Origin of the sequence: Agrobacterium tumefaciens (assembly GCA_025560025.1) — a bacterium.
Classification (GTDB): Bacteria; Pseudomonadota; Alphaproteobacteria; order Rhizobiales; family Rhizobiaceae; genus Agrobacterium.
In genome coordinates this window covers 900,139-916,367 of record CP048485.1, presented here as the reverse complement: position 1 = coordinate 916,367, position 16,229 = coordinate 900,139, and the positions used below count along the sequence as shown (strand labels likewise).

General features: G+C 58.6%; 18 protein-coding genes and 1 tRNA gene. 11 read left to right on the top strand and 8 right to left on the bottom strand.

The features are described 5' to 3' along the window. Positions 1-159 precede the first annotated feature (159 nt). The gene (locus FY152_04540) at positions 160-804 is read left to right on the top strand and encodes an exopolysaccharide biosynthesis protein (protein ID UXS31399.1); all 645 of its coding nucleotides are present in this window, start codon (positions 160-162) and stop codon (positions 802-804) included. 4 nt (positions 805-808) lie between these two features. Here the strand turns inward: FY152_04540 and FY152_04535 are convergent, their stop codons facing one another. After that, the gene (locus FY152_04535; GenBank protein ID UXS31398.1) at positions 809-1,087 is read right to left on the bottom strand and encodes a hypothetical protein; all 279 of its coding nucleotides are present in this window, start codon (positions 1,085-1,087) and stop codon (positions 809-811) included. Between the two features lie 176 nt (positions 1,088-1,263). On the opposite strand from FY152_04535, the gene FY152_04530 reads away from it, so the two are divergent. Beyond that, positions 1,264-1,338: transfer RNA gene (locus tag FY152_04530), tRNA-Asn, on the top strand. Positions 1,339-1,707: 369 nt separating this feature from the next. Here FY152_04530 and FY152_04525 read toward each other — a convergent pair. Next, a complete protein-coding gene (locus tag FY152_04525; GenBank protein UXS33204.1) occupies positions 1,708-2,733 on the bottom strand; it encodes an alcohol dehydrogenase catalytic domain-containing protein in 1,026 nt (341 codons plus the stop codon). Between the two features lie 157 nt (positions 2,734-2,890). Here FY152_04525 and FY152_04520 point away from each other — a divergent pair, with 157 nt between their 5' ends. Next, a complete protein-coding gene (locus FY152_04520; GenBank protein ID UXS31397.1) occupies positions 2,891-3,811 on the top strand; it encodes a LysR family transcriptional regulator in 921 nt (306 codons plus the stop codon). A gap of 104 nt (positions 3,812-3,915) precedes the next feature. On the opposite strand, the gene FY152_04515 is transcribed toward FY152_04520, so the two are convergent. Next, the gene (locus tag FY152_04515) at positions 3,916-4,308 is read right to left on the bottom strand and encodes a DUF2934 domain-containing protein (protein ID UXS31396.1); all 393 of its coding nucleotides are present in this window, start codon (positions 4,306-4,308) and stop codon (positions 3,916-3,918) included. A gap of 171 nt (positions 4,309-4,479) precedes the next feature. Here FY152_04515 and FY152_04510 point away from each other — a divergent pair, with 171 nt between their 5' ends. Next, on the top strand, positions 4,480-4,719 hold the full coding sequence (locus FY152_04510) for a hypothetical protein (protein UXS31395.1): 240 nt from the start codon (positions 4,480-4,482) through the stop codon (positions 4,717-4,719). Between the two features lie 68 nt (positions 4,720-4,787). Here FY152_04510 and FY152_04505 read toward each other — a convergent pair whose 3' ends face one another. The 3 genes from FY152_04505 to FY152_04495 all read right to left on the bottom strand — a co-directional run bounded on the left by FY152_04505 (position 4,788) and on the right by FY152_04495 (position 6,319). Next, entirely contained in the window at positions 4,788-5,162 is a 375-nt protein-coding gene (locus FY152_04505) for a TIGR02594 family protein (GenBank protein ID UXS31394.1), read from the bottom strand. 182 nt (positions 5,163-5,344) lie between these two features. Continuing rightward, on the bottom strand, positions 5,345-5,902 hold the full coding sequence (locus tag FY152_04500) for a methylated-DNA--[protein]-cysteine S-methyltransferase (GenBank protein ID UXS31393.1): 558 nt from the start codon (positions 5,900-5,902) through the stop codon (positions 5,345-5,347). A gap of 135 nt (positions 5,903-6,037) precedes the next feature. Beyond that, positions 6,038-6,319 (bottom strand): DUF982 domain-containing protein, encoded by a 282-nt coding sequence (locus FY152_04495; protein UXS31392.1) that lies wholly within the window; start codon positions 6,317-6,319, stop codon positions 6,038-6,040. A gap of 188 nt (positions 6,320-6,507) precedes the next feature. Here FY152_04495 and FY152_04490 point away from each other — a divergent pair, with 188 nt between their 5' ends. The 4 genes from FY152_04490 to sseA all read left to right on the top strand — a co-directional run bounded on the left by FY152_04490 (position 6,508) and on the right by sseA (position 11,295). Beyond that, entirely contained in the window at positions 6,508-7,947 is a 1,440-nt protein-coding gene (locus FY152_04490; protein ID UXS31391.1) for a deoxyribodipyrimidine photo-lyase, read from the top strand. A 122-nt stretch (positions 7,948-8,069) separates the two neighbouring features. After that, a complete protein-coding gene (locus FY152_04485; protein ID UXS31390.1) occupies positions 8,070-9,107 on the top strand; it encodes a cysteine synthase A in 1,038 nt (345 codons plus the stop codon). Positions 9,108-9,119: 12 nt separating this feature from the next. Beyond that, positions 9,120-9,857 (top strand): alanyl-tRNA editing protein, encoded by a 738-nt coding sequence (locus tag FY152_04480; protein ID UXS31389.1) that lies wholly within the window; start codon positions 9,120-9,122, stop codon positions 9,855-9,857. A gap of 16 nt (positions 9,858-9,873) precedes the next feature. Continuing rightward, the gene (gene sseA / locus FY152_04475) at positions 9,874-11,295 is read left to right on the top strand and encodes a 3-mercaptopyruvate sulfurtransferase (GenBank protein ID UXS31388.1); all 1,422 of its coding nucleotides are present in this window, start codon (positions 9,874-9,876) and stop codon (positions 11,293-11,295) included. A 71-nt stretch (positions 11,296-11,366) separates the two neighbouring features. Here sseA and FY152_04470 read toward each other — a convergent pair whose 3' ends face one another. Together FY152_04470 and FY152_04465 are read right to left on the bottom strand one after the other, a co-directional pair. After that, entirely contained in the window at positions 11,367-12,011 is a 645-nt protein-coding gene (locus FY152_04470; protein UXS31387.1) for a dihydrofolate reductase, read from the bottom strand. A gap of 53 nt (positions 12,012-12,064) precedes the next feature. Next, positions 12,065-12,949, bottom strand: coding sequence for a hypothetical protein (locus FY152_04465; protein ID UXS31386.1), 885 nt, complete (start codon positions 12,947-12,949; stop codon positions 12,065-12,067). A 162-nt stretch (positions 12,950-13,111) separates the two neighbouring features. Between FY152_04465 and FY152_04460 the strand changes: the two genes are divergently transcribed. From FY152_04460 to FY152_04450, 3 genes are all read left to right on the top strand, one after another. Further along, the gene (locus tag FY152_04460; GenBank protein UXS31385.1) at positions 13,112-13,579 is read left to right on the top strand and encodes a DUF1203 domain-containing protein; all 468 of its coding nucleotides are present in this window, start codon (positions 13,112-13,114) and stop codon (positions 13,577-13,579) included. A gap of 99 nt (positions 13,580-13,678) precedes the next feature. After that, a complete protein-coding gene (locus FY152_04455) occupies positions 13,679-14,014 on the top strand; it encodes a PilZ domain-containing protein (GenBank protein ID UXS31384.1) in 336 nt (111 codons plus the stop codon). Positions 14,015-14,225: 211 nt separating this feature from the next. After that, a complete protein-coding gene (locus FY152_04450) occupies positions 14,226-16,214 on the top strand; it encodes a bifunctional 2',3'-cyclic-nucleotide 2'-phosphodiesterase/3'-nucleotidase (GenBank protein UXS31383.1) in 1,989 nt (662 codons plus the stop codon). Positions 16,215-16,229 lie beyond the last annotated feature (15 nt).

Genomic DNA, 16,229 nt, shown 5'->3' with positions numbered 1-16,229 from the left:
CTGGTGGTTCTTCTCGCCGGTGCTTACAGCAGCTGGGTTTCGCACTAACAAAGGCGAACGACGCGACAGACGGCGAAGATGCCGATTTCTATCGGTGATAGGCATCGGGCCGGATGAATGTTATCAAACCCGGAGTTAAAACAACTTCCGGGAAGCGGCATGTCGAACGAATTCGCATTCACTGATACGTCTGAAAAGCTCAGCACCACGCTTGAGAAACTGATAGGAAAACTGCAGGGTCAGACGATCACATTGCGCGAGCTGATGGAGGCGATTGGCGAACAGGGCCTGTTGCTCATCTGCGCGATTGCCTCCCTGCCGTTCCTCATACCGGTATCCATTCCCGGTGTCAGCACCGTCTTCGGTGCCGCAATCATTCTCGTGAGCCTGGCGATCACGCTTAATCGCCTGCCGTGGCTTCCCGCCAAAATTCTCGACCGGCAGATGGAAACGGCAAAGCTTGTGCCAGCGCTGCAAAAGGGTGTCGCTATCGTCTCCAAGCTCGATCGCTTCATCCGGCCGCGCATTCCCGCGCTGACGACGGGCATCGTCGCCAACAGGATAAACGGCCTTGCCCTGATGACAGCGGGCGTCCTGCTGATGATGCCGCTCGGCTTCATTCCCTTTTCCAACACGCTGCCGGGCGTCGCCATCCTGCTTTTTTCGGCGGGCATGATCCAGCGGGATGGCATCACGGTGCTTGGCGGCTATCTCTTCCTTGGCCTCACGGCCATCTACTTCACAGCGCTTGCCTATGCGGCCTTCTGGGCCGGTCAGGGCATCAGCAGCTCCATCGGCGGCTGAGCGGCTACTGGCGGCCTTTATTGCGCGCCTCGCGGCGGTTCTGTCGCGATGCCCACCACACTGCCAGCCGTCGCCGTCTGCGACGTACCGCCGGTAAATCCTGGGAGAGTACGATCAGGCCAAGCGGAATCATCCAGAAACCGAGGATGGGCAGGAATCCAAGCGTTCCGCCCACGACCAACGCCGAACCCGTGACGATCCTGCCGACGCGCGAACGCGGCATGGCGAGGCTCCATTTTCCGAGATTGAGGCGACCCGTTCTGTGGTCCATACCGAATTTCATTCCATCCTGCCCTTTTGCATCCAGCCTGTGGATAATTTTTTCACAGGCGATAAGCCCGGAAAATCGGGACTCCGGCGATATAAAACAAGAGGAATGCGTTTTTTTTGAAAAAACCGCTTGGCAAATCGGAAAAGCATTTGTATTACCCCGCTCACAGCGCGCCAAGCAGCGCACTTTCCCTGGTAGCTCAGCGGTAGAGCATTCGACTGTTAATCGACAGGTCGCCGGTTCGAATCCGGCCCGGGGAGCCAGTTTCAAAGGGCTTGTATCGAAAGATACGAGCCCTTTTTCATTTCAAGCCGTTGATATGGCCGAGAAACAAGACTTTCCCGCGCATTCTCTATTCTGGGCGCGCTTGCCATTCTGCATACATTTTCCATACATTCTTCCATACGGAGCGATAAGAATGACAAGATGGCAGCGCACGTTGTCATGAAATATGTGGCGCAGTTTAAGGGAACACGGCATCAGCAACGACAGGCAAGGATCTCGGCGCATGGTGCGTCTGCCCGCACAGGGAAACACCTTCGCTCCCGTCGGATGGGAACGTATCCTGGAATATTTCTCTAGGTGGAGAAATTCCGGCGAAACGGGTCGCCGGAATTGCTCTAGCCTTAAAATTATTTGCCCTGCGAGGGCAAGAACACACCGCGGAACCGCATCTTGCCGGAGGATAGCCGGTCATATGCCTCGGTTGCCTGATCAAGCGTGAAGGTTTCGACAATGGGCTTGACCTTGCCTTTTGCGGCGAGGTCGAGAATTTCGGCAAGGTAATGCTGTCCGCCATGCGTGGAGCCGATCACGCGTTGGCGCATCATGTGGAATGGCTTGCCATCGGACGGAATCGAAAACGGCTTGCTGAAGTCGAGCCCGCAAAGGACGATGCGCCCGTCGGGCCTTATGCCGGCCATCGCCTTTACGGCGGTGTCGAAGTCGTTGGTTGTGACCAGAAGAACGTCTGCGCCGCCTGCCGCCAGCAACCCCTCGCCATCGGCGACAACGATGTCGGCACCCAGATCGGTCGCCAGCTTGTGCTTGTCCGGCGAATGCGTGATCGCGACGGTCTCGAAGCCGCAGGCCTTGGAGAATTGCAGGGCGACATGGCCCAGCCCGCCGATACCCAGCACCGCGACCCTTTCACCGGGCTTCGGCGACGCATCACGCAGGCCGCTCCAGGTGGTGTAGCCGGCGCACATCATGGGTGCGGCATCCACGTAGTCCAGCCCATCGGGCAACAACACCGTGCCTTCGGCAGAGATCGCAATATACTCTGCGTGTCCGCCCTGTGTCGCGAAACCGGTCGTTCTGGGTGAATCGCAGTTCATGGCCGTCTGGCCGGTCAACGGGCGGTTCTGGCGGCAATATGGGCAACGACCGCATGAGGATTGCACCCAGGTGGTGCCAACCCGGTCTCCGACCCTGCGCGTGTGCACGCCCGCGCCGACCTCGACAATCTCGCCGACCACTTCGTGACCCGGGGTCTGCGGATAGATGTCACCACCAGCACCCTTCGTAGCCCATACGTCCGTATAACACATGCCGGAGGCGTGGACTTTCACAAGGACCAGTCCGGGCTCTGCCCTGGGAATGGGAACCTCCTGAACTTCCCAGGGGCGGTTCGCCCCGGTCATCACAACAGCTTTCATCTTCATCAACTTTTCCTCTCTTTGGCGGGCCGCTGGTGGAATTGGCGGTTCGGGGCCCTGGAAGCGACCAGCCGGTCGCTGCCCCCCGCAATGCTGCGCCCTGCGCGGAGTTTATGGATCGTTGACTATCGAAACAATCTGATCAATTCTTGATGACATGATGAAAGCAATTCACCAATCCAAGGGGAACGATCTGGCGGCCTTTGCCGCATTCCTGACGGTCGCGTCCCATCGCAGTTTTCGCAGCGCCGCAACCGAGCTCAACATGACGCCCTCGGCGATCAGCCATTCGATCAAGGTTCTCGAACAGCGTTTGAACGTCCGCCTTTTCAACCGAACGACCCGCAGCGTCTCCTTGACCGAGGCGGGAGAACGCCTTGCCGCAAAACTCAGGCCAGCAATGGCATCGATTGAGGAGGCCGTTCAGGAGCTGGAGGGTAATGCTCCCGTTCCCACCGGCACCGTTCGGATCAATGCCAGTGAAGGCGCTATCCGCTTGATATTGCGGCCCGTACTCGCACGCTTCCTGCGCGAATATCCTCAGGTCCATCTCGACATAGTCAGTGATGGCAGGCTCAGTGATATCGTTGCCGATGGTTTCGATGCCGGTATCCGACTGGCGGAGGCCGTGCCGAAAGACATGGTGGCGATCCCAGTCATGAAGGAGGTGCGCTTTGCTGCGGTTGCGTCGCCCGGGTATTTCGAGCAACGCGGCTATCCAGTCGCACCGCAGGATCTCTATAGCCACGACTGCATCCGATTCCGGTTTGAAAGCGGTGCTATCTATCGATGGGAATTTGAACGTCTGGGCGTGGTGGAGAGGATCAACGTTTCCGGACCTCTCACATTGAGTGACCAACCGCTTATGGTGGAGGCGGCAATCGATGGAATAGGCATCGCTTTCGTGCCCGACCATCTTGCGACAGACGCACTTGAAGACGGTCGCCTCAAGCGCGTTCTGGAAGAATGGTGTCCGGTCTATCCGGGACTATGTCTCTACTACTCGGGACGCCGGCATGTATCATCCGGCCTGAGAGCGCTGATCAACATGCTGACTGAAACGCTCTCAGGTAATTGACGACCATCACCGGCCGCGCCTTGCCACTGTGCCGGGCAAGGCGCATTCGACACGCATATTCGGGCCGAGCATCACTTATGCTGCCCAGAGCACGGTTATGAACGTCAGCTTTTCTTGACCGCGCGCTTCGTCGCCTTGGTGGCGTTTGTGAGAGCCGGCGGATCACTGGCGGGGAAACTTTCTTCAAGGCTCTCGGTCAGGTCATCGACTTTTTCGTGGCTTGCAGCCTTCTGCTCTTTCTGAAGCGATTTTACTGCTGGTGATTTTGCCTTTTTTGCCGGGGCCTTATCTACTGGAGCCTTCTTTGCGGTAGCCTTGGCGGCGGCAGCGGGTTTTTTCGCGCCTTCTTTACCATTGGCCTTCACGGTTTTCGCGCTTGCGGCAATCTCCCGCTCCGCCTCTATCCAGTGCCGTTCGTGGTGTCCCTCCGGCCGTCCCTCCCTTTCCCATATTGCGCGCGCTTTTTCACGGATTGCGGCTTCGCGATCATGGTTCATAACGGGCCTCCCTCTTTCGTTGCGCCGGTTTCAATTGTGCCGAGAGAAAAACAGAAAAGGCAAGAAATTGTTCCGCTCTGCCCCATTGCGAAGCGGCGTTTCCTCAAAAATAGGGAACCGTCCTCGCCGCTGATCGTTTGCCCTGCTGGAAACCCTTCAGGAGGATCATCCATGGACGCGCCGAAACATAAAGACAGCAAGCCGCTCGACATTCGCGACGAGGACGTGGCGCATTTCGAAACCGACAGCGAACTCAAATCCAGGCAGGGCGAGATTTATCCGGATGAATCCATGAACCTACGTGCACGCCGACAGGCGGCCCGGCAGCATGAAGACGCCTTTATCGTCTCCACGGACCTTGAGGACGACGACCAGCGCGAGGCAGCGCCCGGCGTCAGGGAACAGCCATAGGCGCCTTAAAACAAAAAGGGCGGGCCATGGCCCGCCTTTATGGCGATGCAATGTTTCCTGGTCGATCTTCAGCGACGGACGGACACGATGGCCTTGCGATTGAAATTCGATACCTGCACCCGGCCAGACTGATTGCCGCCGAGGATTTGTGCGGTCTTGCCGCTCATGCCCTTCAATATACCGGCATGATAACCGCGTCCGTTGCGGATGACGACCACATCGCCCGGCTTGGCCTGGTTCACCGGAACGGCGTAACCGAACGACGTCCAGGATTTCGCAAATCCATAGGATTTGGGCGATTGCCGACCCGCCTTGCTGGCGACGGCATGCAGGAAAAGGCCGCACCAAGGTGTACTGCGGGGATTTGCCCCGAGAATATTCTTCAGACTCTTGTTGTTTTTAGATTCATGCAGTCCGGTGTATTTTTCAGCCTGGTTCAGCATGCCAGCCGAAGCTGACGCCACGACTGTAAAAGACAATGCAGCGGATAGAATTAACGCGGATACTCTCAAACGTCTCGCCCTTATGTTAGAGGGCGTCCGTGTATTGTGACAATTTAGCGACAATTTGACGAGAAATGGGCAGAAATCAGACGCCTATTCATGCGCACTGATCTGTCATTGCTTTAAAACAGGCTGCCCTGCGCATCATCCGCGTTGCTGCGGCCGGCATTTTCGAGATCGAGCATGCGCAATTTGGTGTTGGTGCCGCCCGGTGCGGAAAAGCCGCCAAGCTTGCCACCCGCAGCCAGAACGCGGTGGCAGGGAATGATGAGCGGCACCGGATTTTTCGCCATCGCCTGTCCGACATCACGGGCCTTTTCCATGCCAAGGCCAAGCGTTTTCACAATGCCGCCATAGGTCGTCGTGCGGCCCCAGCCGATCTGCCGCGCAACGGCGTAAACATCGAGAAAGAAACGATCCTGCCCGGCAAGATCGAGTTCGACGGTGGCAAAATCGATTGCTTCGCCGCTGAAATAGCGGGTGATCATCGCGATCACCTCACGCGTCCGTGTCTCGGGAACAGCGATCGTGGAGGATGGCAGGCGTTTCAGCAGCAGCTTTTCGGTTTCGCCAGCATCAGCGCCGGGCAATTGCAGACGGGCTATGCCACGCCCTGCCCAAGCGAGGCCGCAATGGCCGAGTGCCGTTGGAAAAACAATATAGCCGTAGTGGTTGCTCATTGCCGTCTTGATCCGTCATTTCGCCTGCACGATGCCATATCCTGCGTTCGAAACAACCCGTTTCCTGCCCCTGAATGACGAAGGCCACCCGGTTCTGGCGGGTGGCCTCTCTGGTTTCGGTCCTGAAAATGCGGATCAGGATGCGATCTTATTCTGTTCCTCCGCTTTGTCCTCCATCAGGCATTGCGCCTGGCGGCTTGCGGCAACGAAGGCGGTGCGGGCGATTTCTCCTGCCACATCGCCCATCAGCGAGGAACGGCACAGGCGCAGGGCCTGTTCATGCGCTTTGCCACCGCGTTCCGGCCATTCGTGCTGTAAAAAATCGAAGGCTTCGTAAACGCCGTTGAAAATCCGGGGAGCACCGTTTTCAAGGGAGATGGTAACGGGCTTTTCCCACTTAACGTCATTCAGCAACATTGATTGCACTTCCATGCTCTATTAACCCGCGACAAACGCCGGCTCCTCCAGTTGGTTCCCTTCACCTGCGGTTTCAAGGTCGAAAAAATAACCCTCGAGAAACCATGTGCCCCATCTTCCCATTCTAGCTGATTTGCGGAACAAAGCGTTTCAACACTCGTTCAAGCGGAAGTGAACCGGGTCTTTTCATGCCGACAGAATCCTCTCCCGTCATCGTCTGGTTCCGCAAGGACCTGCGCCTTGCGGACAATCTCGCCCTGCTTGCGGCGCTCGAACACGGCGGCCCCGTGATACCGCTTTATATAAGGGAGAAATCCTCCGGGCCGCTGGGCGGTGCACAGGAATGGTGGCTTCACCACTCGCTGGCCTCTCTTGCCACCGCGCTGGAAAAAACCGGTAGCCGTCTGCTGCTCGCAAGCGGCGACGCCGAAGAGACGTTACGCCATGTGATAACCGAAACAGGTGCCGACACAGTGTTCTGGAACCGCCGCTACGATCCGGCGGGCATGGCGACGGACAAGGCACTGAAACAGACGCTGAGGGACGACGGCCTGACGGTTCACAGCTTTGCTGGCCATCTGCTGCATGAACCATCCCGGCTACAGACAAAATCCGGCGGGCCCTACCGGGTCTATACCCCCTTCTGGCGGGCGCTGGAGGGCGGTGAGGAGCCACATGCGCCGGCGGATGCGCCGAAGAGGCTGAAAGCACCGGACACTTGGCCTCAATCAGAGAAACTCAACGATTGGAAGCTCCTGCCATCCAAACCGGACTGGGCCAAGGATTTCAGCGAAATATGGACCCCGGGCGAAATTAGTGCGCGGGAGAGACTCGACGATTTCATTGATGGCGCCTTGAAGGGTTATGAAGAAGGCCGTGATTTTCCGGCAAAGGATGCCACCTCGCTGCTTGCACCACATCTGGCTCTCGGCGAAATATCGCCCGCCGCCGTCTGGCACGCGACGAAAGGCCTCTCACGCCATATCGCCTCCAACGATATCAGCCGCTTCCGCAAGGAGCTCGTCTGGCGGGAATTCTGCTACCACCTGCTGTTTCACTTTCCCGAACTGGACGAAAAAAACTGGAACGACAGTTTCGACGCCTTCGGCTGGCGGGATGATGAAGAAGCCTTCGAGGCCTGGACGCGCGGCATGACGGGATACCCCATCGTCGATGCCGGCATGCGGCAATTGTGGAAACACGGCACCATGCACAATCGGGTGCGCATGATCGTGGCCTCCTTCCTCATCAAACATCTGCTGATCGACTGGCGGAAGGGTGAAAAATGGTTTCGCGACACGCTTGTGGATGCCGACCCGGCTTCCAATGCCGCCAACTGGCAATGGGTGGCGGGTTCGGGCGCGGACGCCTCGCCGTTTTTCCGCATCTTCAACCCCATCCTGCAGGGCGAAAAATTCGATGGCGATGGCGATTATGTGCGCCGCTTCGTGCCCGAACTCGAAAAGCTCGAGCGGAAATTCATCCACAAGCCGTTCGAAGCACCGAAGGAGGTGTTGAAAAAGGCGGGCATCGAGCTTGGCAAAACCTATCCGTTGCCGATCATTGACCATGGAAAGGCGCGAGAAAGAGCGCTTGCGGCCTATGCCGACGTCAAGAAGAACGCATAAAATTGGGTATCGGCAAAATTTTGCGTGGCTAAGCCAAAGCCGGGAAGATAATTTCTTGCCTTGAGGCGGTTGTAACGGGACATAACGGCACCTAATTTCCGCTCAGACAAGAAGGCTCAATCATGACCATTCATCCCTCTGCGCTCAGTGCTATCGGCAACACGCCGCTCATCCGTCTGAAAGCCGCCTCGGAAGCGACGGGGTGTGAAATCCTCGGCAAGGCGGAATTCCTCAATCCCGGTCAATCGGTGAAGGATCGCGCGGCGCTCTATATCATCCGCGACGCCGAGCGGCGCGGTCAGTTGCGACCGGGCGGCACCATTGTGGAGGGTACTGCGGGCAATACCGGCATTGGTCTGTCGCTGGTCGCCAATGCGCTGGGCTACAAGACGGTCATCGTCATTCCCGAGACGCAGAGCCAGGAAAAGAAGGACGCTCTGAAGCTTCTCGGCGCCAAGCTGGTCGAGGTTCCGGCAGCCCCCTATTCCAATCCGAACAATTACGTGAAGGTTTCCGGCCGGCTGGCAAAACAGCTCGCCGCGACCGATGAAAACGGCGCGATCTGGGCCAACCAGTTCGACAATATCGCCAACCGGCAGGCCCACATCGAAACGACGGCGCCTGAGATCTGGGACCAGACAGATGGCAAGGTCGATGGCTTCATATGCTCGGTCGGTTCCGGTGGGACGCTTGCGGGCGTCGCCGATGGCCTTCGCGATTTCAACCCTGACATCAAGATCGGCCTTGCCGATCCCGAGGGTGCGGCCCTCTATGAATTTTACAAGCACGGCGTGCTGAAATCGGAAGGATCTTCCATCACCGAAGGCATCGGACAGGGGCGCATCACCGCCAATCTGGAAGGTTTTACGCCTGACTTTTCCTATCGCATTTCAGATGCGGAAGCGCTGCCGGTGCTGTTCGACTTGGTCACGAAAGAGGGCCTTTGCCTTGGCGGCTCCTCCGGCATCAACATTGCCGGCGCAATCCGCCTTGCCCGCGAGCTCGGTCCGGGGCATACAATCGTGACGATACTGTGCGACTACGGCAATCGTTATCAGTCGAAGCTGTTCAACCCGGATTTCCTGCGCTCCAAGGGGCTTCCCATTCCGCAGTGGCTGGCGACGAAAAGCGAGATTGCGGTTCCGTACGAAACCGTTTGAGGACATGCCGAAATGCCTGTGAATGCCCTGTTCCGTGACGATTTTTATCTTTCCACCGCAGAAGCAATCGTCACGGCGGTGCATGAGGATGGCGGCATAGAGCTAGACCAGACCTGCTTTTACGCCACCTCCGGCGGCCAGCCGGGCGATAGCGGTTTTCTCGAGCGGGCCGATGGTTCGCGCATCGAACTCGGCATCACCAGAAACGGCGCCGACAAGAGCGTGATCGTCCATGTGCCGCTCGAAGGCCAGCCTTCCCCCGAGATCGGCGAAAAACTGACCCTGCATGTGGACTGGCCGCGTCGCTACAAACTGATGCGCATGCACACCGCCTGCCATCTGCTCTCCGTGGTCTGCCACTGGCCGATCACCGGAGCCGCCGTCGGCGAGGACGAATCGCGTGTCGATTTCGACATGTCGGAAACCATCGACAAGGACGAGGTGACGGCAAAGCTGATGGAGCTGGTGAAAGCCAACCATCCCGTTTTCCTGCAATGGATCACCGACGAGGAGCTGCAGGCCAATCCGGGCATCGTCAAATCCAAGAATGTGCGCCCACCGATGGGCCTTGGTCGGGTCAGCCTCGTCTGCATCGGCGAAAATTCCAGCATCGACAGCCAGCCCTGCGGCGGCACCCATGTTTCCGAAACGCAGGAAGTGGGCGATATTCACATTGCCAAGATAGAAAAGAAGGGCAAGGAGAACAGGCGGTTCCGCATTCGTTTCGGCGCGCCTGAAGCTGTTGCCTGAGATTGGGAGAAACATCGTGAGCACGGATAAGAGCCGTTTCGTCGTTTCGGCGGACTGGGTGGAAAAGCAGCTCGGCACGGCCGGGTTTCGTGTCGTTGATGCCTCCTGGTATCTGCCGGCGCACAAGCGCAACGGCGCGGAAGAATTCGCAGCCGGCCATCTGCCCGGTGCGGTATTCTTCGATCAGGACAAGATCGCCGATCATACCACCGGCCTGCCGCATTCCCTGCCCTCGCCGGAATTCTTCGCGGAACAGGCCGGTGCGCTTGGCCTCAGCGATACGGATACGATCGTGGTCTATGACGGCCCCGGCTTCTTTTCCGCGCCGCGCGTGTGGTGGATGCTGCGGGTGATGGGCGTGCGCAAGGCCTATGTGCTGGATGGCGGCCTCGACGGCTGGAAGCGCGAAGGCCGGCCGCTTGAAACCGGCACGCCGGAGATTGCGCCCGCCACCTTCACGCCTGACTTCAACGAGAAGCGCGTGACTTCCCTGTCGACCATGCGCGGCATCGTCGACAGCGGTGAAAAGCAGATCGCCGATGCCCGTGGTGCCGGCCGCTTCACCGGCGACGAGGCCGAGCCGCGTGCCGGCATGCGTTCCGGGCATATGCCCGGCGCACGCAGCCTGCCGGCCACTGCCTTTTCCGAGAACGGCCATTTCAAGGACCTCACCGCCATCCGCAAGATGGTCGCCGATGCGGGCATCGACCTCAGCAAGCCGGTCGTCACCAGCTGCGGCTCGGGCGTCACCGCCGCCGTCCTTACCTTGGCGCTGGAATCACTCGGCCATCGGGACAATTCGCTCTATGACGGCTCCTGGTCAGAATGGGGCGGACTGGAAGATACGCCTGTCGTCACCGGCCCCGCCGAGCCTGTCCCCCTGGTATCGCATGGCCCTTTGAAGGCGCATGTCACACAGCTTGAAATGACCGCTCCGCCGAAGGTCAGCCTGCCGATTCCCGTCAACATCCAGACGGCGCTGATGCGGGTTACCGATATTCCCCTGCACTTCTATCGTTATATTTACTGGCGGGTGGGAAAACGCTGGCACTGGCAAAAACGCATGCGCATGAGCGATGCGGAACTCTCCGCCGTCCTCAAGGACCCGAAGAACAGCGTTACGGTTCTTTACATGAACGGCGCGCCTGCCGGTTTCTTCGAGCTGAACAAGGCGAACGACGAGGTGACCGAGCTTTCCTATTTCGGGCTTCTCGAAGAGGCGATCGGCGCGGGTGTCGGCAAGTGGTTCCTGTTGCAGGCGCTTTACGCCGCCTGGCAGGACAATCCCAAACGCGTGACCGTGACAACCAACACGCTTGACCATCCGCGGGCGCTGCAGCTTTACCAGATGATGGGTTTTTCGCCTGTCGGCACCTATGAGGCCTGGGTGGAGCCGCTTTCTGATACCGAGCTTCTGGAAATCTCGCTGCGTAATTGAGGTTTCGGCCTATACAAACGCCTCCTCATTCCTGTGCCTGTCACAGGAATGAGAGTGGAGAGACGCTGCATTCATGCCTTGTCGATGACGAGATGTGTGGCCCCCTCGCCCGATATCGTCTCCGTGCAGCGATAACCGAGCGCAGGTAAATCCAGCCCTTCGAAAAGATGTTCGCCCTTTCCAAGGAAAACCGGCGCAAGCGCCAGATGCAATTCGTCGATCATGCCCCCGGCCATATATTGCCGGATGGTGGAAACGCCGCCGCCGATGCGGACATCCTTGCCGTCAGCGGCGGTGAGCGCCATGTCCAGAGCGGCCTCGATGCCCTTGGTGACGAAATGGAAAACCGTGCCGCCTTTCATGGTGAAGGATGGGCGCTCATGGTGCGTCAACACGAAAACCGGAACGTGATAGGGCGGCTCATCGCCCCACCAGCCCTTCCAGTTATCATCCGGCCAGGCGCCGCGGATAGGGCCGAACATGTTGCGCCCCAAAATCCAGGCGCCGATATTTTCAAAACTTTTCTCGGAGAATTTCTCATCCGTGCCGGTCGAACCACCTTCCTTGCCGAACATGCGGTGAAAAGTGCGGGTCTTGAACGCCCATTGATGCAGCTCCTCGCCGTTCACGCCCAGCGGGTTCTGCAGGCTCTGGTCCGGCCCGGCACCATATCCGTCAAGCGAGATAGCGAAATTGCGAACGACGACCTTCGGCATGGCACTTTCCTCCATCATTCAGGAGGCTGGATCGCCAGCGCCGGCAATCTGCCTCAGATTTCTCTTTCCAGATTGACAGCCGTCGGAATTTGTCCGCCAGCAGCGCCCTTGTCTTCCGTAACAGTGTTCAGGAGATGATCGGCGATCAGCTCCGCCTGGAATTTACCAAGCTCGTAGCAATAGGTGATCTCGCGCTTTTCCGCCGACCAGTAGACATCGGGACGGCCACAGGACTTTGCCGTCAGCTTGACGTCGCCCTTGAGGCCATAACCGCCGAAACTGCGGCTGATAAGATCGAGAACCTTCGATTCCTTGACCATGATGGCATAGGGTTCAAGTTCAGGGTCACGCGGCGGCACATAGCTGACGGAAAATCTGGACGGTGTCTGGCTGCGGTGGGGCGCCAGAAAATTCTCCCAGGCCGAAGCGACGCCCGGATAGGTGGCGGCGCATTTGCCGAATTCGGCATTGTCCAGCCCCATCATCGCGGCAAGATCGCCATAACCGTCCTTGTCACGGCCGACCATCAGGCAGGCCATGTTGCGGTCGCGGCTTCTGTCAGGCACCAGCGCGGAAAAGACCGGCGCTTCGTGATCGGGCAAGGTCTCCGCCTCGCGCGCCAGATACCAGCTGTCGGTGGCGTTGACGAGCGCGGTATCGAGCCATTCCTCATTGGCCTGGAGGATGAGCGTGCCCGCCAGCTGATCGGCAGGAGCCTGGACGCTGCCGGTATCAGGCGTTCCGAAATCCGAGATCAGCATGCGCGCACCCTCGTGGTAGAGCGAGAAGATTGCGTTGCCGATAACGAAATTGACCGCCTGCTGCAGCTGCTCGTCGGACAGGCCATCGAGACCGGAGGCGACCTGCGCGTTCGCCTCAATCGGGGCCGTCAACGAAACAAAAGCCAGCGGAACGGCGGCCAGAAAACGACGGAACATAAAATCAGACCTTCCGGGATCGAGGAGCGTCACTGATTCCCGATGCTAACGAAACACGCAATGGGCTGGTTGCATCACCCCTCAAGAATCGGGTGGATAGTGTCCTGTTTCGAGATCATAGCTGCAAAGAAGCAACGCCGATCCGAACCGGAGGACCCCACCATGACCAATCTCGTTTTTACAGCAATGCCGGCTAAGGATGCCGAGGCTTTCCGCGCGGGCGCTGCCGACGCCTATGGCAACCCGCCGGAAAAGGCCGTTTCCCCGGGCGGCATGCCGTGCCGTCATTGCCTCTCCCAGATCAATCAGGGTGAAGGCATGCTGATCCTCGCCTACCGGCCCTTTCCCTCGCTCCAACCCTATGCCGAAACGGGTCCGATCTTTCTTCACGCTGAGGCCTGCGAGCGATATCCGCAGACGGATGCCGTTCCCCCGATGCTCGATAGCCCCGATTATATCGTTCGCGGATATGGCAGCGACGACCGGATCGTCTACGGCACCGGCGCCGTGACGGCGACAGGCGATATTGTCGCACGCGCCGAACATCTCCTCAGCCGAGAGGATATCGCTTATGTACATGTGCGCTCTGCCCGGAACAATTGTTACCAGTGCCGTATCGATACAGCATAATCGCAAGATTACCTGCAATTTTAACTGATGAACTAAACGGGCTTCAAGTTTTATGCGTCATGGTTGGGGCATCGGAAACAAATTGATTTGAGCAGCAAAATGGCAAACAACCTCAACATAGTGACCCGCGCCGCGCCCCGGAGCAAGACCAGGATCTTTGCGACCGTGCATTACTTCAGCCAGTCGACCCGAGGCCGCGTGCTGGACCTGTCGGCCACCGGCATGGCGCTCGAACTGGATGGACCTTTCGCAGCCGCCAAGGGTAGCCGGGTCAAGGTGCAAAGCGAGGATCTGGGCTTCATCGAGGGCGAGGTGCAATGGCAGCATCAAAACCGCCTCGGCCTGCAGCTGAAGCTTTCCACCAATACGCTGGCGCAGCTCTCCTCCTATTTCCGCTTCTTCCATGAAGAAGTGAAGCCGACGCTCGCGCGTTAAGCCACTGGTTTTCGAAATCGGAATGCGCCAAGCGAACGCAGCGCATTCCCTTGCGATGGCGCATGCGGCGCTGTCGTGACAAAAAATTTATCAAACGGTTGAAAACAGGCTTCTCCGTCACCGGCCTGTCATTTTGATGATGGACTCCTCGGCGATTGCTTCTACCTTGTCGTCTTCCATGACAGAGCCAGCTTCATCCGAAGGAGTTCCCATGTCGTCGCTTCTCGCTCTCCACCCCATCAGCCGCCGTTCGCTTCTCAGCGGCATTGCCGCTTCCTCAGCGCTGGTGATGCTGCACCCGTTTGCCGCGCGCGCGGCCGCCAATCAGGCGCATCTGCGCATCATGGAAACGACTGACATCCATGTTCACGTCTTTCCCTATGACTATTACGCCGACAAGCCGAACGACACGATGGGGCTGGCGCGCACCGCCTCGATCATCGGCACCATTCGTGCCGAAGCCGGAAATTCGATGCTGGTGGATAATGGCGACTTCCTGCAGGGCAATCCGCTCGGCGACTATATCGCCTATGAGCGCGGCATGAAGGCCGGCGACAAGCATCCCGTCATCAACGCCATGAACGTGCTGGGCTACGACTGCGGCACGCTTGGCAACCATGAATTCAACTACGGCCTCGATTATATGTCGAACACGCTGGCGGGAGCGGGTTTCCCTTACGTCTGCGCCAACCTCACCAAGGGCCAGCTTGCTTCCGATCCGAAGAACGACGAGCTGTTCTTCAAGCCCTACGTCATTCTGGAGAAGCAGATCCGCGACGGTGCGGGGGTCACCAGCCCGGTCAAGGTCGGCATCATCGGCTTCGTGCCGCCGCAGATCATGATGTGGGATTCCAAGAACCTCGAGGGCAAGGCGCAGACGCGCGATATCGTCGAGGCGGCGAAAGCCTGGGTGCCGGTCATGAAGGAAGAAGGTGCGGATATCGTCATCGCGCTGTCCCATTCCGGCATCGACGGCAAGGGCCAGACCGAGCGCATGGAAAATGCCTCTCTCTATCTGGCGGGCGTCGAAGGCATCGACGCGATCTTCACCGGCCACCAGCATCTGGTCTTCCCCGGTCCGAAAACCTGGGACGGTATCGAGGGCGTCGATGCTGTCAAGGGCACCTTGCAGGGCAAGCCTGCCGTGATGGCGGGTTTCTGGGGTTCGCATATGGGCCTGATCGACCTGCTGCTCGAAAAGGATGGCAAGAGCTGGAAGATCGTCGATTTCACCTCCGAAGCCCGGCCGATCTATCACCGCGATGAAAACCGCAAGGTCGTTGCCGATTTTACCGACAAGCCGGAGGTCATCGCCGCCGCCAAGGCCGATCACGAAGCCGCCCTCGCTTATGTGCGCCGCCCGGTGGGCAAGACGTCCGCCCCGCTCTATTCCTATTTCGCACTGGTGGCCGACGATCCTTCCGTGCAGATCGTCTCCAATGCCCAGACCTGGTACATCAAGGACATGCTGAAGGAAGGGCAATATAAGGACCTGCCCGTGCTTTCGGCAGCAGCCCCCTTCAAGTCCGGCGGTCGCGGCGGCGCGGATTATTATACCGATGTCCCCGCCGGTGACATTGCCATCAAGAATGTCGCCGACCTCTATCTTTACCCCAACACCGTGCAGGCGGTGCTGATCAACGGCGCGCAGGTCAAGAACTGGCTGGAAATGTCGGCGGGCATGTTCAACACTGTCGAGGCTGGCGCCAAGGATGCGCCGCTGCTCAATGCGGATTTCCCGTCCTATAATTTCGATGTCATCGACGGTGTCACCTATCAGATCGACATTTCCAAACCGGCGAAATTCGACAAGGACGGCAAGGCCGTCAACCCGGACAGCAATCGCATCGTCAACCTGCAATTTGAAGGCAAGCCGATCGATCCCGAGCAGAAATTCGTGGTGGCGACCAATAATTACCGGGCGAGCGGCGGCGGCAAATTCCCGGATATTGCCGCCGACAAGGTGATCTTCGTGGCCCCCGACACCAACCGCGACGTGATCGTGCGCTATATCATCGATCAGGGCACCATCAACCCGTCTGCGGATGCCAACTGGTCCTTCGCGCCGGTTGCCAATACCTCGGCAATCTTCGAAACCGGCCCGAAAGGCCGCCACTATGCGGCCGATATCAAGGGCGCGAAGATCGAGGATGCCGGTGAAGGCGCGGAAGGTTTCGCGAAATTCCGTCTGGTTCTCTAGGGATTGCAGCCCTCC